Here is a 25403-nt window from a genome sequence, read left to right as displayed (position 1 = left end):
GCGTAACGGCCTGCGGCTGCCGTCGTCACGTTCCCGCGAGCGCCCCGGCCACCAGCGTGCGCAGCGCCGGGACCACCTCCTCCTCGAACCAGGGGTTCTTGGACTGCCAGCGGAAGTTGAGCGGCGACGGGTGCACCAGCGGGATGGTCGACGGCAGGTACTCGGCGTAGGCGCGCACGGTCTCGGTGAGGGTCGGCTTCGCCCGGGCGCCCAGGTAGTGCTTCTGGGCGTAGCCGCCGACGAGGACGGTGAGCCGGAGGTCCGGCAGCTCGGTGAGGATCCGCCCGTGCCACAGCGCGGCGAAGTCCTTGCGTGGCGGCAGGTCGCCGGAGGCGCCCTTGCCCGGGTAGTAGAAGTCCATCGGGACGAGGGCGAACCGGTCGGGGTCGTAGAACTGGGTGTCGTCGACGCCGAGCCAGGTGCGCAGCCTGACGCCGCTGGCGTCGTTCCACGGCACGCCGCTCTCCTGCGCCTTGCGTCCGGGCGCCTGGCCGATGAGGGCAATCCGGGCGCCGGGGGCCGCGGAGTAGAGCGGCTCGTAGCCGAGGTCCCGCGCCCAGGCGTTGGACTCGTGGGCGGCGATCTCCGCCCGGATCCGGTCGAGATTGCTCGTCAAGGCGCGAACCTCGGTCAGTGCCCGCCGGAGACCAGGAACGCCAGCCCGGTGGCGATGGCCGCGACGCACAGGGCCAGGCACAGGTAGCCGCCCAGCCGTCGGCCGAGGCCAGGGGCTGCGCCGACCGTTGCGGCGCCGTCGTGCGTGTCGTCGGCCTCGGCGGCTGCGGCCCGGACCGGCAGCGTGAGGAGCCGGAGCCCCAGTGCGAACAGTGCGGGGACGCCCGCCCCGACCAGCAGGCCGACGAGGACGACCTGCCCCAGCGCGCCCCACTCGATGATGCCGCTCATTCCGCTGCTCCCTTCCCGGAGGCGTTCGGTGTCCCACCGGCCGATGAGGATCCGGCCGCTCCCGCACCCACCGGGACGACGTCGAGGGCGTCGATCGCGGCGGCAGCCGCCGACGTCGTCGCGCCCGCCTCGACCGGTGCGACGTGCAGCGGACCGGCTTCCCCGGTGGTCGCGGCGACCGGTTCGAGCCCGGCCCCACGCTCCTCGTCCCAGGCCTCGTTGACGTTGGTGTGGTCGACCGGCTTGCGGCGCGAGGCGATCCAGATGGCCGCGGCCGACGCGAGCAGGATGCCGAGCACCAGCACGCTGCCGAGCACACCGCCGACCCCGTGCTGCACCCAGAAGCAGAGCGCACCGATCAGGCCGGCCGCGGGCAGCGTGAGCATCCAGGCGCCGAGCATGCGGCCCGCGAGCCCCCAGCGCACCGTCGCGCCCGGCATACCGACGCCGGAGCCCAGGATCGAGCCGGTGGCGACGTGGGTCGTGGACAGCGAGAAGCCGAAGTAGCTGGACAGCATGATGACGGCCGCCGACGACGTCTCCGCCGCCATCCCCTGCCGGGTGTCGATCTCGACGAGGCCCTTGCCGAGGGCGCGGATGATCCGCCAGCCGCCGGTGTAGGTGCCGAGCGCCATGGCCAGGGCGCAGGACAGGATGACCCAGAACGGGACGCCCGAGTCCGCCGGTACGGCGCCGGCCGTGATGAGGGCGAGCAGGATGATGCCCATCGACTTCTGCGCGTCGTTGGTGCCGTGCGCCAGGGAGACCAGGGAGGCGGAGCCGACCTGGCCCCAGCGGAACCCGCGCGAGGTGACGTCCTGCGGCAGCCCTCGGGTCAGCCGCGCGACGAGCCAGGTACCGGTCGCGGCTACCGCGATGGCGACCATCGGGGCGATCAAGGCCGGGACCAGGACCTTCGCGAGGACGCCCTCCCACAGCACGCCGGAGGTGCCCGCGGCCGCCAGCACCGCGCCCACGACACCGCCGACCAGCGCGTGCGACGAGCTGGACGGCAGGCCGACCAGCCAGGTGAGCAGGTTCCAGACGATGCCGCCCACCAGCCCGGCGAACACGACCTCCAGGGTGATGACGTCGGCGTCGACGAGTCCCTTGGCGATGGTCGCGGCCACCGACAGCGACAGGAACGCACCGACCAGGTTCAGGGCCGCGGACAGCAGGACCGCCCGGCGGGGTGTCAGTGCTCGGGTGGCGATAGAGGTCGCCATGGCATTGCCCGTGTCGTGGAAGCCGTTCGTGAAGTCGAAGGCGAGTGCGGTGAGCACGACCACGACGAGAAGAATCATCTCGGTCACCACACCATGGTGACGTGTGCACAGATCACACTTGACCAGTGGGTGACGTTCAGGTGAACAGTTCGATCTTTGTTCACATGGTGTTCATCTTCCGGGGCCGGCAGAGCTCGCCTGTCCCCCGTGCGAGCTACCCGCGAATGTCCACCCTGCGGTGACTACCGCGCGCCGCCCGATCCATAGCGTTCTGGGTAGTCCGCGGCGCTCCGGCCGCGGCTTCTCGAAGGAGTCATCGTGCGTCTGGTGTGGCAGCTCGTAGCCGTTCTGGCGGTCTCGTTCCTCGGCAGCCAAGGTCTGGCGCTGGTCGGGGACAACCCCTGGCTGGCGCTCGTGGTGGGGCTCGCGACGGCAGTGCTCGCCGTCCTCGTCTATGCCTGGGTGGTGCGGCGCACCGAACGCCGCGACGTGGTGGAGGTGTCCCGGGAGGGCGCGGTGTCCGGGCTCGGGTGGGGCACGCTGCTCGGTGTCGCACTGTTCGCCCTGGTCATCGTCAACCTCGCCTTCCTGGGCAGCTACACGGTGCACGGCCTGGGCACGGTGACGGGAGCGGTGGGGCTCGTCGGCTTCATGGCCGCGGTCGCGGTGGGCGAGGAACTGATGTTCCGCGGCGTCCTGTTCCGGATCATCGAGGGGTGGACCGGCACGTGGATCGCCCTGACGGCGACCAGCCTGCTGTTCGGCCTGGCCCACCTGATCAACCCGAACGCCAGCCTGTGGGGCGCGCTCGCCATCGCCGTCGAGGCGGGCGGCATGCTCACCGCCGCGTACGTCGCCACCCGCAAGCTGTGGGTGCCGATCGGTCTGCACCTCGGCTGGAACATCGCCGGGAGCGCGGTCTTCAGCACCGAGGTCTCCGGCAACAACACCCCGCAGGGCCTGCTGGACGCCTCGACGTCGGGCCCGATGCTGATCACGGGCGGCGAGTTCGGCCCGGAGGGCAGCGTCTACTCGATCGTGTTCTGCGTGGCGGCCGCCGCGGTGTTCATCCGGATGGCGTACCGGCGCGGGCACATGGTCCCGCTGCGCCGCTCCGCCCGGTCGGACGCGGCAGCTACGCTCCCCCGGTGATCGAACTCCGGCGGGTCCCGAACCGGTGGCGCGACCGGTGGCACCGGCTCGACGTCACGGTCCGGGACCTGCCGTTCGCCCTCGCGCTCGCCGGTGCGGGGTTCGTGCCGGTGCTGCGGGAGTACGGGACGCAGGTCGGCGAGGTGCCCGCTCGCCCGTTCGACGCCGTCGCGGTGCTGGTCATCGCGCTCCAGTGCCTCCCGCTCGCGGTGCGCCAGCGGTGGCCGGCGGTATGCGTCGCGCTGGTCTCGCTCGGCTTCGTGCTCGGCCAGGTCCAGGGCTACCACTCGTTCGCGGCCAACGCGCTGGGCATCGCGCTGGTGAGCACGGGGGCACACCTGGCGCACCGCCGTCGGCTCGTGGTCGCCGCGCTCTCCGTGGCATACGTGGGGTTGGCGGTCGCGCTCGACCGGCTGACCGGGGCCGAGCGGGTGGACGAGTACCTGACGTTCTACCTGGTCATGGCCCTCGCGTGGGGTGTCGGCGCCTGGGTGCGCTCGACCAGGGCGGCCGAGGCCGAGCGACGGCTCCGGGTCGCCGAGGAGACCCGCACCGCCGAACGCACCCGCATCGCCCGCGAGCTGCACGACGTCGTGACGCACCACGTCACGGCGATGGTCGTCCAGACCGAGGCGGCGCGGTACCTGACCACCTCGCCCGACCGTCTCGACGAGACGCTGACCGCCGTCGGCGACACAGGCCGGCTCGCGATCAGCGACCTGCGGAACCTGCTCGACCTGCTGGACCCCGGCCACGAGGGCCCCGCCCGGACGCAGCCGGACGGCGACCTGGGCGCGCTCGTCGAGCAGACCCGGCGGGCCGGACAGCCGGTGGAGCTCACCGAGCACGGCACGCCGGCGACGTCGTCGGGCAGCGCCGAACGCGCCGCGCACCGCGTGGTGCAGGAGTCGCTGACGAACGCCCTCAAGCATGCCCACGGCCGCCCGACGGCGGTGACCGTGCACTACGACGACAGGGAGATCACGGTGGAGGTCAGCACCGACGGGCCGGGCCCACGAGCCGGTGGACGGGCCCGCAGCGTCTCGCCGGGCGGCAGCGGGCGCGGCCTGGTCGGGCTGCGTGAGCGGGTAGCCGCCCTGGGCGGCGAGCTCAGCGCCCAGCTGTCGGACGACGGCGGCTTCGTCGTGCTGGCCCGCATCCCGACCGGGGGCCGGTCGTGACCGCGCCGACCCGCGTGCTGGTCTGTGACGACCAGGTGCTGATCCGCACCGGTTTCGCGACGATCATCGACGCCCAGCCCGACCTCGAGGTGGTGGGCGACTGCGGCGACGGGCGAGCCGCCGTCGACCTCGCCCGCCGGCTGCGCCCCGACGTCGTCGTGATGGACGTCCGGATGCCGGTCCTCGACGGTATCGAGGCGACCCGCCTGCTCGCCGGCGCCGGGGTGGAGCATCCGGTCAAGGTGCTCGTCGTGACGACGTTCAACCTCGACGAGTACGTCTACGAGGCGCTGCGCGCCGGGGCCAGCGGGTTCCTGCTCAAGGACGCCCCGGCCGCGCAGCTGCTGAACGGCATCCGCACCGTCGCGTCGGGGGCCGCGCTGCTGGCACCCGAGGTGACCCGGCAGCTCGTGGGCAGGTACGCGGCGCGGATCCGGCCCGTCGAGAACGTCCCGGGCGACACCGCGCTGACCCCGCGCGAGCTGGAGGTCCTGCGCCTCATCGCCAACGGCCTGTCGAACGGCGAGATCGCCGCGACGCTCGTGATCAGCCAGGAGACGGTCAAGACGTACGTCTCCCGCCTCCTGGCCAAGCTCGGCCTGCGCGACCGCGTGCAGGCGGTGGTCTACGCCTACCGCAGCGGGTTGGTGACGTGACCGCGCACCGGTGGAGCGGCGCGGTCAGAGCCGCAGCAGGTCCCGGGCGAGTCCCTCGCGCAGGCCGGCGGGCGGGTCCACGTACCCCTCGGCGCGCAGCTCCCCGGGGAAACCGCCCGCCGCGAACGCGTCGTTGAGGTCGTCGACGAACCACGTCGTCGGACCGACCAGGCCGTCGACGCCCGATCCCGACAGGAGGATCCCGTACGGCCCGTCGCCGCTGATGTTGGCCTTGTGCAGGGCGTCAGGCGCGTAGTCGAGCTGGAACGGGTAGGCGTCCCTCTCATCGTCCTCGGTCCACAGCTTCCACTCCCCCTCGTAGTACCCGCGAGCGCCACCGCCGTGGACGGTGTGCTCGAACTCGACCACGAGCGGGTCGGCCAGGACGCTCTCGGGCCACCTCGGGTGCTCGCCCACGAGCCACACGTCCCCGACCTGGCGGATCCATGCGGCGACGGTCATCGGGAACGGCGCGAACGTCTCTTCCATCCAGTCGGCGAGCGCGGGCGCGCCGTCGGCGGGCGGGAAGTGGGGCGGGCGCGGGGTCGCGTCGTCGTCGTTCCTGGTGGCGGTGAAACCGTCCGCCTGCAGCCGCTCGACGAGCGTCTCCACGTTCTGTCGCGCCCGGCTCGCCATCTCGCGCGCGACCGCCTGCGCGTCCTCCCTGTGGCGCACACCGAACGCGTCCATGCCCAGGGCTCGCAGGTCCCGCCAGACGCCGTCGTGGTCCCCAGCTTGATACCGGGCAATATGACTGGTCACGGCGTCATCCTGGCAGAGCTTCGGAGGGCGCCTGGAGCGTCATCGACCTCGGGTCAGCCGACGGCACGGGTGATCTCTGCGCCCCGGGCTGTGCCGGCGGGGGCCCGGACGTACGTTGGCCAGGGGGGCGGACCGGGTTCGCCCAACCTACCCGGACGCTCCTCGCCACAAGGAGGTGGTGAGCATGAAGCGCGTCTTCCTGACGTGCGTCGTCGCCGCAGGGCTGGCCGTGGGTGGCTCCATGTCAGCGCACGCCGGTGAGACCAACGGAAAAGGGGAGCCGATCCCGGGAGCGTCCAACGCCAGCTCGGCGTGCGCGTTCTCGGGTCAGGACCTGCCCGACGACCAGGAGGTCCAGCCGCCGGAGTTCGACGACGACTTCGTCACGGGCGGGCACGTCCAGAGCTACGGCAAGTACGTCAGCCACGACCTCAAGGGTGCCGTCCCGAGCCCCGGCGTGGCCTGCCGTGGCAACGTCCCGTTCGAGGAGTAGCGAACGCACGCCCCGACGCCTGGAGGCGCCGAGCCGCCTCCGGGCGCCGGGACCCGAGATCAACCCTCTTGGGCAGCCGGCGGGCTCAGCGCTCCGGGTCCGCGCCGACCTCTTCCGCGGCCCGGGCGATATTGCGCAGCATTCCACCGAACACGATGCCGTGGAACGGGCTGATGGCCCACCAGTACAGCTGCCCCGGGAGCCCCTGCGGTGAGAAGACCGCGCGCTGGCGGAACGTCGGCCGCTCGCCGGGCTCGCCCTCGACGGACAGATCGAGCCAGGCCAGACCCGGCAGGCGCATCTCGGCCCGCAGCCGCAGGAGCTCGCCCCGGACCACCTTCTCGACGCGCCACCAGTCGAGCGCGTCTCCGGGGGCGAGGTACTGCGGGTGGCGGCGTCCGCGGCGCAGCCCTGGACCGCCGAAGAGCCGGTCCAGCAGGCCACGGGCCACCCAGCCCAGGTGCCACGAGTACCAGCCGTGCGCCCCACCGATGCCCTCGATCACCGTCCAGAGCGCCTCGCGGGTCGCGTTCACCTCTATCGACCGGTCGTCCACGAGCAGGCTTCCGCCCGCCCAGTCGGGGTCGTCGGGCAGCGGGTCGGACGGCGCTCCCGGGGTGGACGCCGACACCCAGCTCGTCCGCACGTCCAGGTCCCGGATACGCGCCAGCGCGAGCTCGACCGCCCGGTCGAATCCGATGAGGCCCTCGGGCGGATCGGGCACGTACTCCGCGATGTCGTGCTCGCGCGCCACGACCTCGTGCACCAGGGATCCGACGAGCGGGCGGGCGATCGCCGGCGGCACGGGCGTCACCAGGCCCACCCACAGGCTGGCCAGGCGCGGGGTCAGGACCGGGACGGCACGGATGATCCGGGGACGGAGCCCCGCGGCCGCCGCGTAGCCCTGCATCATCTCGCGGTAGGTCAGGACGTCCGGACCGCCGACGTCGAACCCCCGGCTCACCTCGGGCGGGATGCTCGCCGCGCCCACGAGGTAGTGCAGCACGTCGCGCACGGCGATGGGCTGGATGCGGTTGTTGATCCAGTGCGGCGCGACCATCGCCGGCAGCCGTTCGGTGAGGTACCGCATCATCTCGAAGGACGCGCTGCCCGACCCGAGGATCACCGCCGCTCGCAGCACGATCGTCGGCACACCGCTGTCGAGGAGGATCTGCTCGACCTCGCGCCGGGACTCCAGGTGCGGCGAGAGCCGTTCGACGTCGGGGTACAGACCGCCGAGATAGACGACGCGCCGGACACCGGCCTCCCGGGCGGCTGCTGCGAAGTCGCGGGCCGTGCCGCGGTCACGCTCGGCGAACCCCGGCCCGGAGCCCAGCGCATGGATCAGGTAGTAGGCCACGTCGACGCCCTCCAGCGCCCGGCGCAGGTCGGGCCGTTCCGTGGCGTCGCCGGCGAGCACCTCCACGTCGTCGGCCCAGTCGCGGGACGAGATGCGCTCGGGATGCCGGGCCAGCACACGTACGCGATACCCGGCGGCGAGCAGCTCGGGCACCAGTCGTCCGCCGATGTAGCCGGTCGCACCCGTGACCAGGACCTGAGCGCCGTCGTCCATGGCGCTACCGCCTTTCGCTCGACAACGTGAATCCTGGCAGATTACTAGATAGGCTAGCGATATTCAGGACGACCGACTCGAGGAGCGAGGACCGCATGCATCTCACCGATCGGATCCAGCAGATCGTCGTCACCCTCAGCTACCTGGCCTGCCTCGTCGGCTCCATGATCGGCGTCGGCGTCTTCGGGGGAACGCCCATCGCGTCAGCGGCAGGCGGCGCGCTCGCCTCCGACGCCACCCTGCTCGCGCCCGCGTCCGCGGCCTTCTCGATCTGGACCGTCGTCTATGCCGGGCTCGCGGGGTACACGGTGCTGCAGTGGTTCCCCACCCCGGCGTCCGCGGACCGTCAGCGCAGCCTCCGACTGCCGGTCGCAGGGACGATGCTGTTGAACGCGGCCTGGATCCTGGTGGTCCAGGCGGGTTGGCTCTGGGTGAGCGTCGCCGTCATCGCGGTCCTGCTCGCGCTGCTCAGCCGAGTTCTCGTGATCCTGATGCGGACCCGTGCGAGCGGGATGCTGGACCGCCTGTTCCTCGACGGCGCACTCGGCGTCTACCTCGGCTGGGTCTGCGTGGCCACTGCCGCCAACGTCGCGGCAGCCCTCACCAGCTCGGGATTCGACGGCGCGGGGATCGATCCGAACTGGTGGGCGGTCGCGGCCCTGGTGGCGGTCGGCGGTGTCGGGATCGCCCTCGCCGTGCGCAGCAAGGGCCGCGTCGCCGTGGCCGCGGCCATCGCGTGGGGCCTGGCCTGGATCGCCGTCGCGAGGTGGGACGGCGCGCCGCACTCCGTGCCGACGGCCGTCGCGGCGGGCGCGGCCGCCGTCGTCGTCCTCGGCGTCGCGCTGAGCCTGCGCGTGCGCGCGGCGACCAGCGCGGCCCGAGCCTAGTCCCGCCGGTACATCACCATGCCGCCGTGGTACAGCACCCCGTCACGGAAGTCGCCGTCCGCGCTGAACCCCGTGTCGTCCTTGTACCGGATGTGGTCGCCCTCGATCCAGTACCGCCCCGTATAGGCGCTCTCCCGGTCGCCGCGCGCCTCGTCGTACCGGCCGTCGGGCAGCAGCCGCTGCCGCACGTGCCCGTCCGCTGTCACCCATAGCCCGAGGTAGCCGTCCGTCGTCATGTCCGTCTCCCGTTCTGCCCTGTGGCGATCCGATGTCCGGCGGTCTCGCCGGACCATCACCAGGTTGCCCGGGGCGCTCGCGCGCAACCAGGCTGCGGTGTGCCGGGGTGTACGGCACCCAGGCTGACGACTGCGCTGTCCGGTCAACTGTCGGTGAGGTGGACGAGCCCGGCGGACGTCGGCCGGAAACCGCAGGACTCCAGGTAGAACGACTCGAGGTGCGGCTCGAAGTCGACGAACAGCCACTCGGAGACCCACCCGAGCGAGTGACCTCGGATCCGGTCCCACCAGCCGGGCTCCGGGTTGCCTCCGTGGGACTCGGTGAGATCGGCGACCTCGGCGTCGGACACCGGTCCGCGCCAGTCCAGGACCACTCCGTCAGTCGGCATCGCTCCAGCGTGACATGAGAATACGGTGGACCGATCCCGTCGCCTGAGCCCAGCATTGCGGCCATGACATCCCCGACCACGAGCCGGGACCGGTTCCGGGCCCTCGCCGCCGAGACCATGGACGTCGTCCGAACAGGCAGCTACCGCGCGGGCGGGCGGCGGATCGACATCGCGGAGCACGTCGACGCCGCGATCGCCGGAACCCGGCTGATCCTGCCGGACGCGCGGCTCCCGAGGGGCGCCACCCGGTCCGACGCGACCACCGTCGAGGTGTGCGACGAGTCAAGCCTGGAAGCAGCGCGACGCCTCGGACCGGGCACCGCCTGCCTGGTCTTCGCGTCGGCGCGCAACCCAGGCGGCGGGTTCCTCAACGGAGCCCAGGCCCAGGAGGAGGCGATAGCGCGCAGCTCGGCGCTGTACGCGACCCAGACCGCCACACCGGAGTTCTACGAGCATCACCGGCGAGAGTCGTCCCTGCTCTACAGCGACAGAATCATCGTCTCGCCGGGTGTTCCGGTGTTCCGGGACGACGACGGTGCCCTGCTCGCCGAGCCCCACCTGGTCACGTTCCTGACGGCGGCAGCGCCGAACCGCTCCGCGATCGAGCGCGGCCAGCCTGCCGCCACGCGCGACGTGAACGCCACGCTGGACCGTCGGGCGGCCCGGGTACTCGACGTGGCGGCCGCCCACGGCTTCCAACGCCTCGTCCTCGGCGCGTGGGGCTGCGGAGTGTTCGGCAACGATCCGACCGAGGTCGCAACCGCGTTCGCCGAGGCCCTCTCCGGCCGACCGAGATTCGAGCACGTCACGTTCGCGATTCTCGACCCGCGCCCCGGCCGCCCGGTGCTCGGCGCCTTCGAGAGATGCTTGCACTCGCTCACGACGGGGGCCTAGCGACTCAACGGCACAGGTCGTCGACCCAGGTACGAACGGTTTCTCGTTGACCGCGGCTACCTGCCGCTGGCACGGTTGCCCGCATGACAGCCCTGCGTGCCGAGCCGGTGATCGAGGTCCTTGGCGACGACGCGTTCGACCTGTGGCCCGTCGTCGGGCGCGAGGGCTTCTGGTACCAGGCCTTGCACGGCGACATGTCCGACGTCGAGGTCGGGACAGCGGTGCACCAGGTCTTGCGCTGGTTCCACGCTGACGAGAAGGGCGACGAGGCAGCGAGCCTCGCCGTCTACCTCGGACGGGCTCTGGGCCCGCATGATCCGGGCGACGCCCAACCGATCGCGATGGGCGGTCTGCGGTTCATCGAGACGAGCACCGGAATCTCGATCACGCCCGGCTGTTGCTACTCGATCGACGAACGCTCCGAGATCCTCGACGTGCTCGAGGGCAGCCTTCCGGGGTGCTGGCTCGGACACAGCCCCGACGCCGGGATCACTCTGCGCGAGGGACTCGTCGAGATCGTGCAGGACGCCGAGGACCCGGACCGGCCGGTCTTCCGGGTCGCCCCTGACGAGGTCCGTGCCGCCCTCGCACAGGCCGAGGCAGACCTCGACGGGTTTTGTAGCAAGCTCGCACCCTGGGCAGCTACTCATGCCCCGATGCACGCCGAGCTGCTGCCCGACGCCGTCGCACGCGCGCTCGAAGCCGGCCCCTACCGGCTCGCGCGCTCCGAATCGCACTGATGCGCCCATCGCAACGGCCCTGGCTCGGGACAGTTGAGATTCGCACCTACCTGCACACCTCTCGTCGAACAGACTTCTCACCGATCGAGAATGTCGCCCGATCACGACACGCAATAAAACTGACTGGTGGGGTGCGTCTCGTCGTGAACGGACGAGTGATGATCGACCTGGACCAGTGGACCGACACAGACTGGTTATGGGCATCGTTCGCGCAGATGGTCCAGACATTCAACCGTGGCGGGTCGTACGCGGCGACCTGGTTTCCCGACGCGCCCGTCCGCTTCGTGATCGGCGCGCAGCGGTCGAGCATGGTCTGCCTCGCTTATCAGGGGCACAGACGCCGCAGAGCTGTTGCCGACAAGGACGTGTTCTTCGAGGCGTTCTGTCGGGCCGGGATCGACTATGCCGACAACGCCGAACGCCTCGGGCACTCCGTACCCGACGTCCGAGAACCGCTGGTCGAGGCGCTCGACGGGCTCTATAACGCCGAGCCATGGCCGAAGGTGAGCCCTAGCTGCCTCGGCCGGCATCCCGACGCGATCGCTGCCGAGGCCGAGGCCCGAGCAGTCCTCGGCGTCTCCCACCTCGGCTGGTAGGCACCCTCAGAGCAGGCCCAACTGCATGGTCGAAGCGGACTGATCAAGACCGCAACGGCGCCGCAACGAACGATGACGCGAGACATCGATCAACGATGTCCCGCGTCATCTCAAGGTGGGCCCAGAGGGACTCGAACCCCCGACATCCACGGTGTAAACGTGGCGCTCTAACCAACTGAGCTATGAGCCCTGGCAGCGGACCACAATACCTGGCCCCAGCCCCGAACCAGGTCAATTTTACGAACTGACCGGATCAGATCTCCACTACGGCCCGCCGGTAGTCCTCCAGGTCGCGTGCCTGACCGCGCGGGTTGACCACGCACCAGCGGACGATCCCGTCGGCGTCGATCAGGAACGTGCCCCGCAGTGCGATCCCCGAGCTCTCGTCGAACACCCCGTAGTCACGCGCCACCTCGCCGTGCGGCCAGAAGTCGGAGAGCAGGTCGAACTGGTAGCCCTCTGCCGCCTGCCACGCCTTGAGCGTGAAGACGGCGTCCGTCGAGATGACGAGCAGCCGCACGCCCGCGGTCTCGAAGTCCTCGATGTTGTCGCGCAGCTCGCACAGCTCGCTGGTGCACGTCCCGGAGAACGCGAACGGCACGAAGACGACGAGCACCGGCGTCCCACGCAGGTCCGACAGCGTGGTCGGGGTCCCGTGCGTGTCAGGGAGCGTGAAGTCGGGTGCGGGGTCACCCGGCTTCAGCGACTCCGTGGGAGCGGCCGGCGCGGCGGACTCGGTCACGGCCTCAGACCTGTCGGGCCATCACTTGCCGCGGCCCCGGTACGCGAGCCGGGTCGCCGACCAGTCCTCCGCGATGGCAAAGGTGCTGGTGGTCTGCAGACCGGCGGTCGTGGCGGCCTCCTGGATGTCGCTGTGGCCCACCTCGCCGTCCCGGCCGGGCTTGGGCGTGAAGATCCAGATGATGCCGCCGTCGTCGAGCACGGTCAGCACATCCACGAGTGCGTCGGTGAGGTCTCCGTCGTCCTCCCGCCACCAGAGGATGACGCCGTCGGTCACGTCGCCGAAGTCCTCGTCCTCCAGCTCGCTGCCGATGATCTTTTCGATGTCCGCCCGGAGGGCGTCGTCGACGTCGTCGCCCCAGCCGAACTCCTGCACCACCTGGCCGGCCTCGAAACCGAGGCGCCCGGCGCCCTGGGTGTCCGTGCTCACTTGGTTGATCGTCCCTCTCTCTGTCCGGCACTCGCAGCCGGGTCGTATGCGTGTTCTGTCCGGCCCTACGCGGGCCCTCCGTCGCCAAAGGTAGTGCACGCACCCCGGCCATGCCTCGCAACCAGGTCGCGTGGTGCCTTTTTGATGAATCGATGAGACCTCGGCAACGCACAAGTCATGCACTCAGTCTCATCATTGCGATACCCCGTATCAATATATGCGCGAACCGGTACAGACGTAACGCAGATCACGCACTCTTGACCGCCCTATGGTGTGAGCGCACGCTGTGAGGGGACAGAATGGCTAGGACCACCTGTGCGTGGGCGTGCACAGTCGCAACCCCAGCTGTGGCGACGCTACGCCGACGCGACGGGTCCTGACGAGGCGGCGAGGAGCGCGAACCGCGACCCCGCCGCGCGACACCGAGAGAGGTTGCTGGTGGCTTCGTTTGACGAGACCGGACCGCTGATCAACGGTCTGCTCAGCGCCGTACCTGACATCGACCCGGCCGAGACCGAGGAATGGGTCGAGTCCTTCGACGGGCTGATCGACGACAAGGGCGGACCCCGCGCCCGGTACGTCATGCTCAACCTGCTCCGGCGGGCGCGCGAGCGGAATGTGAGCATTCCCGCGTCGATGGCGACGCCCTACGTGAACACCATCGGTGTCCACGAGGAGCCGTACTTCCCGGGCGACGAGGCCATGGAGCGGCGCTACCGCTCCTGGATCCGTTGGAACGCGGCAGTCATGGTTACCCGCGCACAGCGCGAGGGCCTCAGCGTCGGTGGGCACATCTCCTCGTACGCGTCCGTGGCGACGCTGTACGAGGTGGGCCTGAACCACTTCTTCCGGGGCAAGGACCACCCGGGCGGCGGTGACCAGATCTACTTCCAGGGCCACGCCTCCCCCGGCGTCTACGCCCGGGCGTACCTCGAGGGTCGCCTGTCCGCGGACCAGCTCGACGGGTTCCGCCAGGAGAAGTCGCACCCGGGTGGCGGCCTGCCGTCCTACCCGCACCCGCGCCTCATGCAGGACTTCTGGGAGTTCCCGACCGTCAGCATGGGCCTCGGCCCGGCGTCGGCCATCTACCAGGCCTGGACCAACAAGTACCTGCACAACCGCGGGATCAAGGACACCAGCCAGCAGGACGTCTGGGCCTTCCTCGGCGACGGCGAGATGGACGAGCCCGAGAGCCGCGGCATGATCCAGCACGCCGCCCAGCAGCAGCTGGACAACCTGACGTTCGTCGTGAACTGCAACCTGCAGCGGCTCGACGGCCCGGTGCGCGGCAACGGCAAGATCGTCCAGGAGCTGGAGGCCCAGTTCAAGGGCGCCGGCTGGAACGTCATCAAGGTCGTCTGGGGCCGCGAGTGGGACACCCTGCTCAACGCCGACAAGGACCGCGCGCTGGTCAACCTGATGAACGTCACGCCCGACGGTGACTACCAGACCTACCGTGCGGAGTCCGGCGCGTTCATCCGCGAGCACTTCTTCGGGCGCGACCCGCGCACGAAGGCCCTCGTCGAGAACATGACCGACGACGACATCTGGAACATGAAGCGCGGCGGGCACGACTACCGCAAGCTCTACGCGGCCTACTCCGCGGCGCGCGCGCACACCGGTCAGCCGACGATCATCCTGGCGCACACCGTCAAGGGCTACGGCCTGGGCTCCGGCTTCGCCGGCCGCAACTCGACGCACCAGATGAAGAAGCTCAAGGGCGACGACCTCAAGACGCTGCGCGACTCGCTGCGTATCCCGATCTCGGACGCCGAGCTCGAGGCCGACCCGTACCTGCCGCCGTACTACCACCCGGGCCCCGACTCGCCGGAGATCCAGTACATGCTGGAGCGCCGCCGTCAGCTCGGTGGCTTCGTACCGGAACGCCGGACCGTCGCGAGGACGACCCTGAAGCTGCCCGAGGACAAGACCTACGAGCTGCTGAAGAAGGGTTCCGGCACGCAGCAGATCGCCACCACCATGGCGTTCGTGCGGCTGCTCAAGGATCTCTTCAAGGCCAAGGACTTCGGCGACCGCATCGTGCCGATCATCCCGGACGAGGCCCGCACCTTCGGCCTCGACTCGATCTTCCCGAGCGCCAAGATCTTCAACACGCTCGGCCAGAACTACCTCGCCGTGGACCGCGAGCTCATGCTGAGCTACAAGGAGTCCGAGTCCGGCAAGATCATGCACACCGGCATCAACGAGGCCGGTTCCGCCGCCGCGTTCCAGTCGGTGGGCACGTCGTACGCCACGCACGGCGAGCCGATGATCCCGGTCTACATCTTCTACTCGATGTTCGGCTTCCAGCGCACGGGCGACCAGTTCTGGGCGGCCGGCGACCAGATGACGCGCGGCTTCATCATCGGGGCGACCGCGGGCCGCACCACCCTCACGGGTGAGGGCCTGCAGCACGCCGACGGGCACAGCCCGCTCATCGCCGGCACGAACACCTCGATCGTGCAGTACGACCCTGCCTACGGGTACGAGATCCGGCACATCATGCGCGACGGCATCGAGCGCATGTACGGCGACGGCTCCGACGGCCGGGACCAGGACGTCATGTACTACCTCACGGTGTACAACGAGCCCATGGTCCAGCCGGTCGAGCCGGAGGACGTCGACGTCGAGGGCATCAAGCGCGGCATCCACCGCATCTCGGTGTCGGACGCAGAAGGCCCCAAGGCCCAGCTCCTCTCCTCCGGCGTCGGCGTGCCGTGGGCGCTCGAGGCGCAGCAGCTCCTCAAGGAGGACTGGGGCGTCTCGGCCGACGTGTGGTCGGTGACCAGCTGGAACGAGCTGCGTCGCGACGCCCTGGCGGCCGAGCACGAGTCCCTGATCAACCCGACGGCGCCCCTGCGGACGCCGTACGTCACGGAGAAGCTCTCCGGCGCCCAGGGGCCGTTCATCGCCACCAGCGACTACGACCACCTGGTCCCCGACCAGATCCGCGCCTGGGTCCCCGGTGACTACGCGGTGCTCGGCGCCGACGGGTTCGGCTTCTCCGACACCCGTGCCGCCGCGCGGCGGTTCTTCCTGATCGACGGCCCGTCGATGGTGGTCCGGACGCTGCAGGTCCTCGCCCGTCGTGGCGAGGTGCCGGCCGACGTCGTCGCGAAGGCCGTCGAGAAGTACCGCCTGCTCGACGTCACCGCCGGCACGTCCGGCACCGCGGGCGGCGACAGCTGACCTCCGGGTCCGCGAAGTAGAGCGCTTGTCCGGCTCTCCCCGGGTCACCCCAGGGAGAGCCGGACAAGCGCTCTACTTCGCGGAGGGCGTCTACCTCGGCGGGGTCTGTTCCGCTGCGGTGATCGCCTTCTCCAGCTCGTCCCGCAGCGGCCTGACCGCCTTCGTGTCCGGGTGCATCTCCAGCGACCGCAGGTGCTGCCGGGCCTCGAGCACCCGGTCTGCCTCGAGCGCGGCGAGCACCAGGTGCTTGCCGACCACCGGCGGGTGCTCCCGTACGCGCCAGTGCCCCACGCCCAGCCCCAGGGCCTCCACGGGCATGCCCGCGTCCCGCAGGATCGCCATGCCCTCCACCAGCGCCCGGCCGTCAGGATCGCGTTCGGCGGCCGTGGTGAACCGCCGGACGGCGCCCTCCGGGTCGTCGGCCAGCGACAGCCGGCCCAGCTCGATCAGCGGGTACCAGCCGCGCGGGTGCCCCGCCAGCTCCTCGGCCAGCGCCCAGACCGCGAGGTCCGCCTCGCGCTGCTTGGACTCGGGGATCTCGTCGGAGTCCCGCAACGGGTCCTCCAGCGTCGGGTCCTCGGCGGCACGGCGGCGCACGATCTCTGCCAGAGCGCCGAAAGCCTCTTCGTTGTTCGGATCGTCGGTCAGCTGGGCGCGCAGCGCGTCCTCGTGTCCCGCGTCCCCTCGTCGGGGCGCCGACGGCGACGGGCGGCGAGCACCGACCGTGGACGCAGACAGGGGCCGACGGATGAGGCGGCGGAGCCGATGCATCAGGGCCATACCTCGACCCTACAGTTTTCCTCCCCTCCGCACTGGTATCACCCTGCCTTGAAAGTCCGTTTGTGGACTCCCCACAACTCGGGCTCGTATGCTGCCGGGGTGCCAGCAACTCGACGGGGCGCGCGAACCAGCGCTCAGAAGACCGACCGGGAGGCCGGGCCGGCAGCCGACCGCGGCGCCGGCCAGGACGCCCCGGCGCCCGTGCCGGAGTCCGCCCCGGAAGGGGCGACCGACCCCGCGGGGTTCCCGATGAACCTCCAGCGGGTCCGCGAGGCCAGCGGTCTGCTGACCGCCGCCGCGATGCAGCGCCTGGACCAGGACCTCAACTGGTACCGCGAGCTCCCCGCCGAGGACCGCTCGTACGTCGGCCTCGTCGCGCAGGCCGGCATCAACGCGTTCACCTCCTGGTTCACCGACCCCGACCGGCCGCCGCACGGCGTCAGCGAGATCTTCGCCGCGGCGCCCACCGAGCTGACCCGCTCCATCTCGCTGCAGCACACGCTCCAGCTCGTGCGCGTGGTGGTCGACGTCGTCGAGACGCACTCCGACCGGATCGCCGCGCCCGGCGGCGAGCGCGACCTGCGCGAGGCGGTCCTGCGCTACTCCCGCGAGGTCGCGTTCTCCGCGGCTGAGGTCTACGCCCGCGCCGCCGAGTGGCGCGGTGCCTGGGACGCCCGCCTCGAGGCCCTCGTGGTCGACGCGCTCGTGCGCGGCGACGGCGACGACTCCCTCCGCTCGCGCATCTCGGCCCTCGGGTGGAGCGGCCGCGGCAACGCCCTCGTCGTCGTGGGCCTCGCCACCGAGCAGCTCGACGAGATCCGCACCGCCGAGATCCGGCGCGTCGCCCGGCGCGCCGCGGGCGACGCCCTCGTCGGCATCCACGGCGACCGGCTCGTGCTCGTCCTCGGCGGCGAGGGCGACCTCGTGGCCGCCGCCACGTCGCTCCTGAGCCGCTTCGGCATGGGCCCGGTGGTGATCGGCACCCAGGTGCCCAGCCTGACCGACGCCGCCCGGTCGGCCCGGTCCGCGCTCGCGGGCCTCACAGCCGCCCCGGCATGGCCGCAGGCGCCCCGCCCGGTCATGGCCGACGACCTCCTGCCCGAACGCGTGCTGACCGGCGACTACACCGCCCGCGCCACGCTGATCGCCCAGGCTTTCACCCCGCTGCAGGACGCCGGCGGCGCCGTGCTGGAGACCCTGTCGGCCTACCTCGGCACCGGCCGGTCGCTGGAGGCCGCGGCGCGCCATCTGTACGTTCACCCCAACACGGTGCGCTACCGGCTCCGCAAGGTGTCGGAGATCACAGGGTGGGACCCGCTCGACGCCCGCGAGTCGTTCGTGCTGCAGGTGGCCCTGGCGCTGGGCCAGCTCGGCCGCGGCTGACCGTCTTGTCCTAACTTCTCCCAGAGGCCAGCGCCTTGTAGGTTCTCCACAAGGGGCCTCTACCAGGTTGGTACGGGTCGCGACGTCCTGCGGGCTCTCCGGGTTGGCAGAGTGGACGCGTGCTCGCCGTCGTCTGCCCTGGACAGGGCTCTCAGACCCCCGGGATGCTCAGCGACTGGCTCGAGCTGCCCGGAACCGAACAACGCCTCGCCGCAGCATCCGAGGCCTCGAACCTGGACCTGGTGGCGCACGGAACGACGTCGGACGCCGACACGATCCGCGACACCGCGGTGGCCCAGCCCCTGATCGTCACCACGTCGCTGCTCGCGCTGCGCGCCCTGCTGGACGGCCGCGCCGCCGCAGAGGTCGTCGATATCACCGCCGGTCACTCCGTCGGCGAGCTGTCGGCCGCCGCGGTGGCAGGCGCCCTGTCGGACGACGGCGCGGCCGGCCTGGTCGCACGCCGCGCCCGGGCGATGGCCACGGCGGCAGCCGCTGCGCCGTCGGGCATGAGCGCCGTGGTGGGCGGTGACCCGGACGAGGTGCTGGCCGCGATCGAGGCCGCGGGCCTGTGGCCCGCCAACGTCAACGGCGCCGGCCAGACCGTCGCGGCCGGCGCGCTGGAGAACCTCGCCAAGCTGGCCGAGAACCCGCCGACCCGCGCCCGGGTGATCCCGCTGCAGGTCGCCGGCGCCTTCCACACCCCGTTCATGGACGCGGCACGCGCCGAGTTCGAGCCGGTGGCCCTCGGCTGGGACGCCGCCGACCCGACGCTGCCGTTCCTCGCGGACCTGGACGGCACCGCCTACACGGGCGGCGCCAACGGCCACGGCACCGGCGCTGACGTGCTGCGCAACATCGCGGGCCAGGTCACGGCGCCGGTCCGGTGGGACCTGATCATGACGAGCCTCGCCGAGCGCGGCGTGACCGGCCTGCTCGAGCTCGCCCCCGGCGGCGTCCTGACGGGTCTCGCCAAGCGCGGCCTCAAGGGCGTGGAGACCGTAGCGGTGAAGTCGCCCGCCGACCTCGATGCGGCGCGTGCGCTCATCGCGGCACACAGCACTGTCCTTTCCAGCGGCACGAGCGCGACCGGAGCAGACCAGTGACCATCCTGCAGCAGGCCCAGCCCACGCAGTTCTCGCGGATCCTGGCGATCGGTGGGGAGCGCGGCGAGCTCGTCGTGACCAACGACGACATCGCCGGTCCCATCGACTCCTCGGACGAGTGGATCCGCCAGCGCACCGGCATCGTCACGCGCCGCCGGGCCGGCGCGGACAAGGACGTGCTCGACCTGTCCGAGGCCGCCGCGAACAAGGCGCTGGAGGCCGCGGGCCTGACCGGCGCCGACATCGACGCCGTCATCCTGTCGACGATCACGCACATGCACATGACGCCGTCGGGCGCCGCGATCCTCGCCGAGCGCATCGGCGCGACGCCGGCCGCCGCCTACGACGTGTCGGCCGCGTGCGCCGGCTACGCCTACGGCATCGGCCAGGCGGACGCCCTGGTCCGCTCGGGCCTGGCCCGGCACGTGCTGGTGATCGGCGCCGAGAAGCTCAGCGAGATCATCGACCCCACCGACCGCTCCATCTCGTTCCTGCTGGGCGACGGCGCGGGCGCCGCGATCGTCGGCCCGTCGGACACCCCCGGCATCGGCCCGACCGTGTGGGGTTCGGACGGCGCCAAGGCCACCGCGATCCGTCAGACGCACTCCTGGACCGAGCTGCGCGAGGACCCCTCGCTCGGCTGGCCCACGCTGCGCCAGGACGGGCCTACCGTGTTCAAGTGGGCGAGCTTCCAGATGGCGCCCGTCGCGGAGAAGGCGATGGCCGAGGCAGGCGTGACCGCCGAGGACATCCAGGTCTTCATCCCGCACCAGGCCAACATGCGGATCATCGACCAGATGAAGAAGCAGCTGGGTCTGCCGGATACCGTGGTCATAGCGCGCGACATCGCCGAGACCGGCAACACGTCGGCGGCGTCGATCCCGTTGGCCGCAGAGCGCCTCCTCGCGGAGGGGCAGGCCAAGTCGGGCGACCTCGCCCTCCAGATCGGGTTCGGCGCGGGCCTCGTGTACGCCGCGCAGGTCGTGGTGCTGCCGTAGCCGGGAGGGCGGGCCTGGAAATGGCCCGCCGTGCATTCCGGTCGCGCGATGCGCCAAGATCTGACCAGCAAGACTCCGGTGCCCGACGGCGCCGGTGACCGTTACGAAAGATAAGGAAGTCCCATGGCCAACACGGACCAGGAGATCCTCGAGGGCCTCGCCGAGATCGTTGCCGAGGAGACGGGCCTCGACAAGGCCGACGTCCTGCTGGAGAAGTCCTTCCAGGACGACCTCGACATCGACTCCCTGTCGATGATGACCATCGTCACGCACGCCGAGGACAAGTTCGAGGTTCGCATCCCGGACGAAGAGGTCAAGAACCTCTCGACCGTCGGCGACGCAGTGAGCTTCATCAAGGGCGCTCAGGCCTGAGCCGCCCCCCGACGGCGGCAGTGGGGCCCCAGTTCCACCGGGCCCGTGCCGCCGTCGGGCACTCGCTGCCCACGAGGTAGCACCTTTTTCGCACCTGCCCCCTTCGTCCCACCACTCCCGGGAGCATCATCATGTCCTCCGCACGCGAAGTCGTCGTCACCGGCCTCGGCGCCACCACACCCCTCGGCGGGGACGTGGCATCCACGTGGGAGGCCGCACTCGCCGGTGTATCAGGGGCGCGCACCCTGGAGAACGACTGGGCAGAGAAGTACGGGATCCCCGTGACCTTCGCAGCCACCATCAAGGTGGACCCGGCGGAGGTGCTCTCCCGCCCCGAGACCAAGCGCATGGACCCGTCCGCGCAGTACGCGATCGTCGCGACGCGCGAGGCGTGGGCCGACGCGGGCAGCCCCGAGATCGACGGCGACCGGCTCGGCGCCGTGGTGTCGTCCGGCATCGGCGGCATCCAGACCATCCTCGACGGCTGGGACACGCTCCGTGAGCGCGGCGCCCGGCGCATGCTGCCGATGACCGTCCCCATGCTCATGCCGAACTCCCCCTCGGCCTACGTGTCGCTCGAGCTCGGTGCCCGCGCGGGCACCCACGCCCTGGTGTCCGCGTGCGCCTCGGGCGCAGAGGCCGTGGGCTACGCCGTCGAGATGATCCGCTCCGGGCGCGCCGACGTCGTCGTGGCCGGCGGCACCGAGGCGGCCATCCACCCGATGCCGCTCGGCGCCTTCGCGGCGTCCCGCACGCTCTCGCTCCGAAACGACGACCCGCAGCGGGCCTCGCGCCCGTACGACGTCGACCGCGACGGGTTCGTGCTCGGTGAGGGTGCGGCCGTCCTGGTGCTGGAGAGCGCCGAGCACGCCGCCGCCCGTGGCGCCCGCGTCTACGCCAAGGTCAGCGGCGTGGGCCTGTCGTCCGACGCGTACCACATCACCTCCCCCGACCCCGAGGGCAAGGGTCAGGTCGCGGCCATGCGCTTCGCGATGCAGGACGCCGGGGTGACCGCCGCCGACATCGTGCACGTCAACGCCCACGCCACCTCGACCAAGGTGGGCGACCTCACCGAGACGTCCTCCATCCGGACGCTGCTGGGTTCCGAGGCCGACCACGTGCTGCTCTCGGCGACGAAGTCCATGACGGGCCACCTGCTGGGTGGTGCGGGCGCCATCGAGTCGCTGTTCGCGGTCAAGGCGATCTCCGAGCGGCTCGCCCCGCCGACGATCAACGTGGACAACCCCGACCCGGAGCTCCAGGTGCCGCTCGTGCGCGACGAGCCGGCGAAGCTGCCCGGCGGCGACATCGCCGCCATCAACAACTCCTTCGGCTTCGGCGGGCACAACGTAGCGCTGGTCATCCAGAACGCCTGACCCACGGGCCCTGCCCGAGACGGCGAAGTAGAGCGCCTGTCCGCCTCCGCGAGGTTCGACCTCGTGCGGAGGCGGACAGGCGCTCTACTTCGCCGTCCCCAGCCTGTCGTATCCGTGTTCCTCCGTTATGACATGGGAGAATGTCCGCATGGCAATGCGTGAGATCCGTGTGGTTCCCGACCCAGTACTGCGCACCCCGTGCGACACCGTGACGACTATCGACGACCGCGTCCGCAGCTTGGTCGCGGACCTCGTCGACACGGTGGACGACGAGGGGCGTGCCGGACTGGCCGCCAACCAGATAGGCGTCTCGCTGCGGGCCTTCTCGTGGAACATCGAGGGCGAGATCGGCTACGTGATCAACCCGCGCATCGTCGAGCTGGGCGAGGAGCAGCAGGACGGCGGCGAGGGCTGCCTGTCCGTCCCGGGCCTCTGGTACCCCACTGTGCGCGCCAACTACGCCAAGGTCGAGGGCATCAACCTGGACGGCGAGCCGATCACCGTGGAGGGCACCGGGATCATGGCCCGCTGCCTCCAGCACGAGTGCGACCACCTGGACGGGATGGTCTATCTCGACCGCCTCCAGAAGGAGACGCGCCGCGCGGCGATGCGGGAGCTTCGCGCGCGCCTGTGAGGGTCTGACCACCCTGTTTGATACGTGCCACGCCCTGTGGGATCAATCTCAAGAAAGTCCTAAGGGGCACTAGTGGTGGTGCGGCTTTTTAGGCAAGAATGTGCCGCACGAACTCGTCGTACGTGGTGATTAACTCGACGCCTGCGCGCCGTTTCGCCTCGCATCTCGTCGGCGGATCGGGCAGTATGTGGTCCGAAGCACCGCTGTGCAGCCGACCACAGCGTCACCGCCCTGGTGAGGACGTAGGGGAAGACGTACCTCGACCCAGGGAGGAAGACATGGCCGGTGTCATCACGCGGGGTGTGCTTTTTGTGCACTCGGCGCCTCGTGCCCTGTGCCCCCACATCGAGTGGGCCGCGGGGAACGTACTTGGCGTGCGCGTATCCATGGACTGGACCGCGCAGCCCGCGGGACGCGGTCTGTACCGTGCCGAATACTCGTGGCAGGGCCTGCAGGGCACGGGCGCCAAGCTCGCGTCCGCCCTGCGCGGTTGGTCCCACCTCAGGTACGAGGTCACCGAGGACGCGAGCAACGGGGCCGACGGCGCCCGCTGGTCGCACACCCCCGACCTCGGCATCTTCCACGCCATGACGGATGTGCACGGCAACGTGGTGGTCCAGGAGGACCGCGTCCGTGCGGCCCTGGAGCTCGCCGACCCGCGCGCCATGCGGGACGCCCTGGACCTCGCCCTCGGCGCGGCGTGGGACGACGAGCTGGAGCCGTTCCGCTACGCGGGCCTCGGCGCCCCGGTCCGCTGGCTCCACCAGGTCGGCTGACCGGCTTCGCCGAAGCGCCTGTCCGACACACCCCTTATCTCGCGGGCCTTTGGCTGCCGAAGTAGAGCGTGTGTCGGACAGGCGCTCTACTTCGGCGAGTGATGGTTGCGTCCCTCAGGAAGACGCAGTCGCCTGCGATCATGAAGAGGGAGAAGAAAGGTAGGCCCATGACTACGGCTATGGCCGCGTGCATCAGGAGCGCACCGGTCACGGCCGCCGTCCGCAGGTGCCGGTGCAGCAGGAGGAGCGGGAACGTGAGCTGAAGGGCGAGCGTCCCCCAGGTCGCCGCCGCCACGAGCCAGCCGCTCCCGGCGATCAGGTCGGCCACCGCCGGCCACGGCCGGAACTGCGGCAGGAGCAGCGGGTAGTACACGGCCGAACCGTCGCGCCACTCCGCGCCCTGCAGCTTGAACAGCCCCGACAGCACGTACGCCAGGCAGATCTGTGCGCCCGTGGCCAGCACCGCCGCGTTGTGGGCGAGGTTGCGGGCGGTGCGGGCAGGGTCGTTGCGGGCTTGGTCATCGCCGGCAAGCCCGGGGGCGTTCCCCCGCCGTCGGGCATCGAGGGACCAGCGGGTCGACGAGTCCGCGAAGCAGAGGTAGACCAGCAGGATGCGCGAGATGTTGTGCCCCTGGTCGGCGATCAGCGGGTTGATCGTGGTCAGCGCGGTCCAGCCGACCAGCAGCAGCGGCACGGTCCAGCGGGCCCGCCAGCCCACCGTGACCAGCACCGCCACCAGGAGCAGCGCCAGGCACGCCTGCGTGAGCAGCAGGTCGCCGGGGAGCGCCTGCCCGCCGAGCGGCGTCGTCCAGCGGGCGCCCGCACCCCACAGCGCGTCCCGAGCCGGGAAGTTCACCGCCACGTACCCGCCGACGCCCAGGCCGAAGACGATGCGCATCAGGGCGACGCCGTAGGTCGCGTGGGCGGAGTCGGTCATCCAGCGGACGCCGTCGTCGAGCAGCGCGGTCAGGGAGCGGGCGGACGGCGGGGCGAGCACACGAGTCACGGGGCGCCCTCGTCGTCCGCCGGGGACTCGTACCGCAGCGCGTCCCACGCGCTGCGGAACGCGGCGTCGTCCTGGCCCGCGACGGCGTACGGCGGGCGGGCCCCGACGGTGAGCCCGTCCGGCCCGGGCCGCTCCTGCGCTCCGTACCGCGTGATGCCGTGGCGCACCACCTCCGCCTGGACGTACACCAGGGGCAGTCCGGGCCTGCCTGCGCCCATCGCCGGGCGGCCCGAGGCGCCGTCGGCCCGCAACACCTGGGTCGCGTAGGCGGCGAGGGCGCGGTCCTGAGCGAGATATTCGTCGACGACGCCGGGTGCGGCGCCGTCGTCGAGCAACGCGGCCCGTAGGGCGGGCCAGGGCTCGGGCGGCGCCTGCCCCGGGGCTGGACCGGCCGCGGGCGGCCGCAGGACGACGAGCCGCGCCTTCTCGGGCAGCTCGAGATACGCGGCGCGAGCGTCGGAGGCCAGCCGGCGGGCCGGCCGCTCGGTCGCCGCGGGGAGCAGGTGCCCGGTCAGCGCACGCGCCTCGACCGCTGTGGTGTCGATCCACGGCCCGGGCACCAGGCCGCCGTCGATGCCCCGCTCGTACATGCCCCGGACCCGCAGCGTGTACTCGACGTGCAGGGGCGACGGCGCGAAGATCGACCAGCTCTGCGCGAAGACCGGCGTCATGTACGCGGCCAGGGCGCCGGTCCGCGCAGGTCCGGCCGTCCCGTCGTCGGGCCGGCCGGTCAGGAAGCCGGGCGCCGTCCAGAGGAACGTGGCGACGAAGTGTGCGAGCAGGAGCGCCCAGACCCCGATCACCAGGAAGCGCACGCGCCGGGAGACGGCAGGGGCGACGGGTGTCGACGGCTCTGCCGAGCGGGAGCCGGCGCTCCCGGCATCCTGTGCGGTGCTCACCGCGCACAGGTTGCCAGAGGCA

28 protein-coding genes and 1 tRNA gene are annotated in these 25403 nt (G+C 71.2%); 16 read left to right on the top strand and 13 right to left on the bottom strand.

Features of this window, described 5'->3' with window-relative positions; translation table 11 throughout:
• Positions 1-25: 25 nt before the first annotated feature.
• Genes ACNYC2_RS06510 through ACNYC2_RS06500 form a run of 3 tightly spaced genes read right to left on the bottom strand, consistent with a single transcriptional unit; the run spans position 26 to position 2210 of the window.
• Entirely contained in the window at positions 26-616 is a 591-nt protein-coding gene (locus ACNYC2_RS06510; RefSeq protein WP_419706241.1) for a uracil-DNA glycosylase family protein, read from the bottom strand.
• Between the two features lie 14 nt (positions 617-630).
• Entirely contained in the window at positions 631-906 is a 276-nt protein-coding gene (locus tag ACNYC2_RS06505; protein WP_419706240.1) for a hypothetical protein, read from the bottom strand.
• Positions 903-2210 carry an anion permease gene (locus ACNYC2_RS06500; protein ID WP_419707786.1) on the bottom strand — a complete coding sequence of 436 codons (1308 nt, stop codon included), beginning with the start codon at positions 2208-2210 and terminating at the stop codon, positions 903-905. The genes ACNYC2_RS06505 and ACNYC2_RS06500 overlap by 4 nt, the downstream gene beginning before the upstream one ends.
• Positions 2211-2450: 240 nt before the next feature.
• Here ACNYC2_RS06500 and ACNYC2_RS06495 point away from each other — a divergent pair, with 240 nt between their 5' ends.
• The 3 genes from ACNYC2_RS06495 to ACNYC2_RS06485 are packed head-to-tail and all read left to right on the top strand — an operon-like array spanning position 2451 to position 5121.
• Complete coding sequence (locus ACNYC2_RS06495; protein ID WP_419706239.1) at positions 2451-3284, top strand: CPBP family intramembrane glutamic endopeptidase; 834 nt, start codon at positions 2451-2453, stop codon at positions 3282-3284.
• Positions 3281-4465, top strand: a complete 1185-nt coding sequence (locus ACNYC2_RS06490) for a sensor histidine kinase (RefSeq protein WP_419706238.1) — start codon at positions 3281-3283, stop codon at positions 4463-4465. The genes ACNYC2_RS06495 and ACNYC2_RS06490 overlap by 4 nt, the downstream gene beginning before the upstream one ends.
• Positions 4462-5121, top strand: a complete 660-nt coding sequence (locus ACNYC2_RS06485) for a response regulator (protein ID WP_419706237.1) — start codon at positions 4462-4464, stop codon at positions 5119-5121. The genes ACNYC2_RS06490 and ACNYC2_RS06485 overlap by 4 nt, the downstream gene beginning before the upstream one ends.
• Positions 5122-5145: 24 nt before the next feature.
• Here the strand turns inward: ACNYC2_RS06485 and ACNYC2_RS06480 are convergent, their stop codons facing one another.
• Positions 5146-5883, bottom strand: a complete 738-nt coding sequence (locus ACNYC2_RS06480; RefSeq protein WP_419706236.1) for a hypothetical protein — start codon at positions 5881-5883, stop codon at positions 5146-5148.
• A 184-nt stretch (positions 5884-6067) separates the two neighbouring features.
• Between ACNYC2_RS06480 and ACNYC2_RS06475 the strand changes: the two genes are divergently transcribed.
• Entirely contained in the window at positions 6068-6376 is a 309-nt protein-coding gene (locus tag ACNYC2_RS06475; protein WP_419706235.1) for a hypothetical protein, read from the top strand.
• 85 nt (positions 6377-6461) lie between these two features.
• Here the strand turns inward: ACNYC2_RS06475 and ACNYC2_RS06470 are convergent, their stop codons facing one another.
• Positions 6462-7949, bottom strand: a complete 1488-nt coding sequence (locus tag ACNYC2_RS06470) for an SDR family oxidoreductase (RefSeq protein ID WP_419706234.1) — start codon at positions 7947-7949, stop codon at positions 6462-6464.
• 95 nt (positions 7950-8044) lie between these two features.
• On the opposite strand from ACNYC2_RS06470, the gene ACNYC2_RS06465 reads away from it, so the two are divergent.
• A complete protein-coding gene (locus ACNYC2_RS06465; protein ID WP_419706233.1) occupies positions 8045-8836 on the top strand; it encodes a tryptophan-rich sensory protein in 792 nt (263 codons plus the stop codon).
• On the opposite strand, the gene ACNYC2_RS06460 is transcribed toward ACNYC2_RS06465, so the two are convergent.
• Together ACNYC2_RS06460 and ACNYC2_RS06455 are read right to left on the bottom strand one after the other, a co-directional pair.
• Complete coding sequence (locus ACNYC2_RS06460; protein ID WP_419706232.1) at positions 8833-9072, bottom strand: Atu4866 domain-containing protein; 240 nt, start codon at positions 9070-9072, stop codon at positions 8833-8835. The two genes, ACNYC2_RS06465 and ACNYC2_RS06460, sit on opposite strands and share 4 nt — an antisense overlap.
• 143 nt (positions 9073-9215) lie before the next feature.
• Positions 9216-9461, bottom strand: a complete 246-nt coding sequence (locus tag ACNYC2_RS06455) for a hypothetical protein (protein WP_419706231.1) — start codon at positions 9459-9461, stop codon at positions 9216-9218.
• Positions 9462-9524: 63 nt separating this feature from the next.
• Between ACNYC2_RS06455 and ACNYC2_RS06450 the strand changes: the two genes are divergently transcribed.
• The 3 genes from ACNYC2_RS06450 to ACNYC2_RS06440 all read left to right on the top strand — a co-directional run bounded on the left by ACNYC2_RS06450 (position 9525) and on the right by ACNYC2_RS06440 (position 11691).
• A complete protein-coding gene (locus ACNYC2_RS06450; protein ID WP_419706230.1) occupies positions 9525-10355 on the top strand; it encodes a TIGR02452 family protein in 831 nt (276 codons plus the stop codon).
• Positions 10356-10438: 83 nt separating this feature from the next.
• A complete protein-coding gene (locus tag ACNYC2_RS06445) occupies positions 10439-11095 on the top strand; it encodes a hypothetical protein (protein ID WP_419706229.1) in 657 nt (218 codons plus the stop codon).
• A gap of 158 nt (positions 11096-11253) precedes the next feature.
• Complete coding sequence (locus ACNYC2_RS06440) at positions 11254-11691, top strand: hypothetical protein (RefSeq protein WP_419706228.1); 438 nt, start codon at positions 11254-11256, stop codon at positions 11689-11691.
• A gap of 116 nt (positions 11692-11807) precedes the next feature.
• On the opposite strand, the gene ACNYC2_RS06435 is transcribed toward ACNYC2_RS06440, so the two are convergent.
• The 3 genes from ACNYC2_RS06435 to ACNYC2_RS06425 all read right to left on the bottom strand — a co-directional run bounded on the left by ACNYC2_RS06435 (position 11808) and on the right by ACNYC2_RS06425 (position 12862).
• Positions 11808-11881: transfer RNA gene (locus ACNYC2_RS06435), tRNA-Val, on the bottom strand.
• Between the two features lie 63 nt (positions 11882-11944).
• Positions 11945-12433 (bottom strand): peroxiredoxin, encoded by a 489-nt coding sequence (locus tag ACNYC2_RS06430; RefSeq protein WP_419706227.1) that lies wholly within the window; start codon positions 12431-12433, stop codon positions 11945-11947.
• 21 nt (positions 12434-12454) lie between these two features.
• Positions 12455-12862, bottom strand: a complete 408-nt coding sequence (locus ACNYC2_RS06425) for a DUF3052 domain-containing protein (RefSeq protein WP_357504485.1) — start codon at positions 12860-12862, stop codon at positions 12455-12457.
• A gap of 438 nt (positions 12863-13300) precedes the next feature.
• Between ACNYC2_RS06425 and aceE the strand changes: the two genes are divergently transcribed.
• Positions 13301-16051, top strand: a complete 2751-nt coding sequence (aceE, locus tag ACNYC2_RS06420) for a pyruvate dehydrogenase (acetyl-transferring), homodimeric type (protein WP_419706226.1) — start codon at positions 13301-13303, stop codon at positions 16049-16051.
• A gap of 90 nt (positions 16052-16141) precedes the next feature.
• Here aceE and ACNYC2_RS06415 read toward each other — a convergent pair whose 3' ends face one another.
• Positions 16142-16831 (bottom strand): hypothetical protein, encoded by a 690-nt coding sequence (locus ACNYC2_RS06415; RefSeq protein WP_419706225.1) that lies wholly within the window; start codon positions 16829-16831, stop codon positions 16142-16144.
• Between the two features lie 99 nt (positions 16832-16930).
• Here ACNYC2_RS06415 and ACNYC2_RS06410 point away from each other — a divergent pair, with 99 nt between their 5' ends.
• The 7 genes from ACNYC2_RS06410 (at position 16931) to ACNYC2_RS06380 (ending at position 23476) form a co-directional block, all read left to right on the top strand.
• Positions 16931-18214 (top strand): PucR family transcriptional regulator, encoded by a 1284-nt coding sequence (locus ACNYC2_RS06410; protein WP_419706224.1) that lies wholly within the window; start codon positions 16931-16933, stop codon positions 18212-18214.
• Positions 18215-18333: 119 nt separating this feature from the next.
• Positions 18334-19320: an ACP S-malonyltransferase gene (locus ACNYC2_RS06405; RefSeq protein WP_419706223.1), complete on the top strand. Its 987-nt coding sequence runs from the start codon at positions 18334-18336 to the stop codon at positions 19318-19320.
• Positions 19317-20318 (top strand): beta-ketoacyl-ACP synthase III, encoded by a 1002-nt coding sequence (locus tag ACNYC2_RS06400; protein ID WP_377134460.1) that lies wholly within the window; start codon positions 19317-19319, stop codon positions 20316-20318. The genes ACNYC2_RS06405 and ACNYC2_RS06400 overlap by 4 nt, the downstream gene beginning before the upstream one ends.
• Before the next feature lie 123 nt (positions 20319-20441).
• Positions 20442-20690 (top strand): acyl carrier protein, encoded by a 249-nt coding sequence (locus ACNYC2_RS06395; protein ID WP_116676165.1) that lies wholly within the window; start codon positions 20442-20444, stop codon positions 20688-20690.
• 131 nt (positions 20691-20821) lie between these two features.
• Entirely contained in the window at positions 20822-22066 is a 1245-nt protein-coding gene (fabF, locus tag ACNYC2_RS06390) for a beta-ketoacyl-ACP synthase II (RefSeq protein WP_419706222.1), read from the top strand.
• A 148-nt stretch (positions 22067-22214) separates the two neighbouring features.
• Positions 22215-22700: a peptide deformylase gene (def, locus tag ACNYC2_RS06385; RefSeq protein WP_419706221.1), complete on the top strand. Its 486-nt coding sequence runs from the start codon at positions 22215-22217 to the stop codon at positions 22698-22700.
• 278 nt (positions 22701-22978) lie between these two features.
• Positions 22979-23476, top strand: a complete 498-nt coding sequence (locus tag ACNYC2_RS06380; RefSeq protein WP_357449700.1) for a DUF3145 domain-containing protein — start codon at positions 22979-22981, stop codon at positions 23474-23476.
• A 34-nt stretch (positions 23477-23510) separates the two neighbouring features.
• Here ACNYC2_RS06380 and ACNYC2_RS06375 read toward each other — a convergent pair whose 3' ends face one another.
• On the bottom strand, positions 23511-24482 hold the full coding sequence (locus ACNYC2_RS06375) for an HTTM domain-containing protein (protein ID WP_419706220.1): 972 nt from the start codon (positions 24480-24482) through the stop codon (positions 23511-23513).
• Positions 24479-25381, bottom strand: coding sequence for a DUF5819 family protein (locus ACNYC2_RS06370; RefSeq protein ID WP_419706219.1), 903 nt, complete (start codon positions 25379-25381; stop codon positions 24479-24481). The genes ACNYC2_RS06375 and ACNYC2_RS06370 overlap by 4 nt, the downstream gene beginning before the upstream one ends.
• Positions 25382-25403 lie beyond the last annotated feature (22 nt).

This window comes from Promicromonospora sp. NFX87, assembly GCF_048564965.1.
Lineage (GTDB): Bacteria > Actinomycetota > Actinomycetes > Actinomycetales > Cellulomonadaceae > Promicromonospora.
The sequence above is the reverse complement of the archived record's forward strand: the minus strand, read 5'-3'. Positions and strand labels throughout refer to the sequence as shown.

What these genes read in the sequence shown, in the direction of transcription:
- ACNYC2_RS06505 (WP_419706240.1), bottom strand. Translation starts at nt 906, where the DNA reads ATGAGCGGCATCATCGAGTGGGGCGCGCTGGGGCAGGTCGTCCTCGTC.
- ACNYC2_RS06500 (WP_419707786.1), bottom strand. Translation starts at nt 2,210, where the DNA reads ATGATTCTTCTCGTCGTGGTCGTGCTCACCGCACTCGCCTTCGACTTC.
- ACNYC2_RS06475 (WP_419706235.1), top strand. Translation starts at nt 6,068, where the DNA reads ATGAAGCGCGTCTTCCTGACGTGCGTCGTCGCCGCAGGGCTGGCCGTG.
- ACNYC2_RS06470 (WP_419706234.1), bottom strand. Translation starts at nt 7,949, where the DNA reads ATGGACGACGGCGCTCAGGTCCTGGTCACGGGTGCGACCGGCTACATC.
- ACNYC2_RS06465 (WP_419706233.1), top strand. Translation starts at nt 8,045, where the DNA reads ATGCATCTCACCGATCGGATCCAGCAGATCGTCGTCACCCTCAGCTAC.
- ACNYC2_RS06460 (WP_419706232.1), bottom strand. Translation starts at nt 9,072, where the DNA reads ATGACGACGGACGGCTACCTCGGGCTATGGGTGACAGCGGACGGGCAC.
- ACNYC2_RS06455 (WP_419706231.1), bottom strand. Translation starts at nt 9,461, where the DNA reads ATGCCGACTGACGGAGTGGTCCTGGACTGGCGCGGACCGGTGTCCGAC.
- ACNYC2_RS06450 (WP_419706230.1), top strand. Translation starts at nt 9,525, where the DNA reads ATGACATCCCCGACCACGAGCCGGGACCGGTTCCGGGCCCTCGCCGCC.
- ACNYC2_RS06445 (WP_419706229.1), top strand. Translation starts at nt 10,439, where the DNA reads ATGACAGCCCTGCGTGCCGAGCCGGTGATCGAGGTCCTTGGCGACGAC.
- ACNYC2_RS06440 (WP_419706228.1), top strand. Translation starts at nt 11,254, where the DNA reads ATGATCGACCTGGACCAGTGGACCGACACAGACTGGTTATGGGCATCG.
- ACNYC2_RS06415 (WP_419706225.1), bottom strand. Translation starts at nt 16,831, where the DNA reads ATGGCCCTGATGCATCGGCTCCGCCGCCTCATCCGTCGGCCCCTGTCT.
- ACNYC2_RS06395 (WP_116676165.1), top strand. Translation starts at nt 20,442, where the DNA reads ATGGCCAACACGGACCAGGAGATCCTCGAGGGCCTCGCCGAGATCGTT.
- fabF (WP_419706222.1), top strand. Translation starts at nt 20,822, where the DNA reads ATGTCCTCCGCACGCGAAGTCGTCGTCACCGGCCTCGGCGCCACCACA.
- def (WP_419706221.1), top strand. Translation starts at nt 22,215, where the DNA reads ATGGCAATGCGTGAGATCCGTGTGGTTCCCGACCCAGTACTGCGCACC.
- ACNYC2_RS06380 (WP_357449700.1), top strand. Translation starts at nt 22,979, where the DNA reads ATGGCCGGTGTCATCACGCGGGGTGTGCTTTTTGTGCACTCGGCGCCT.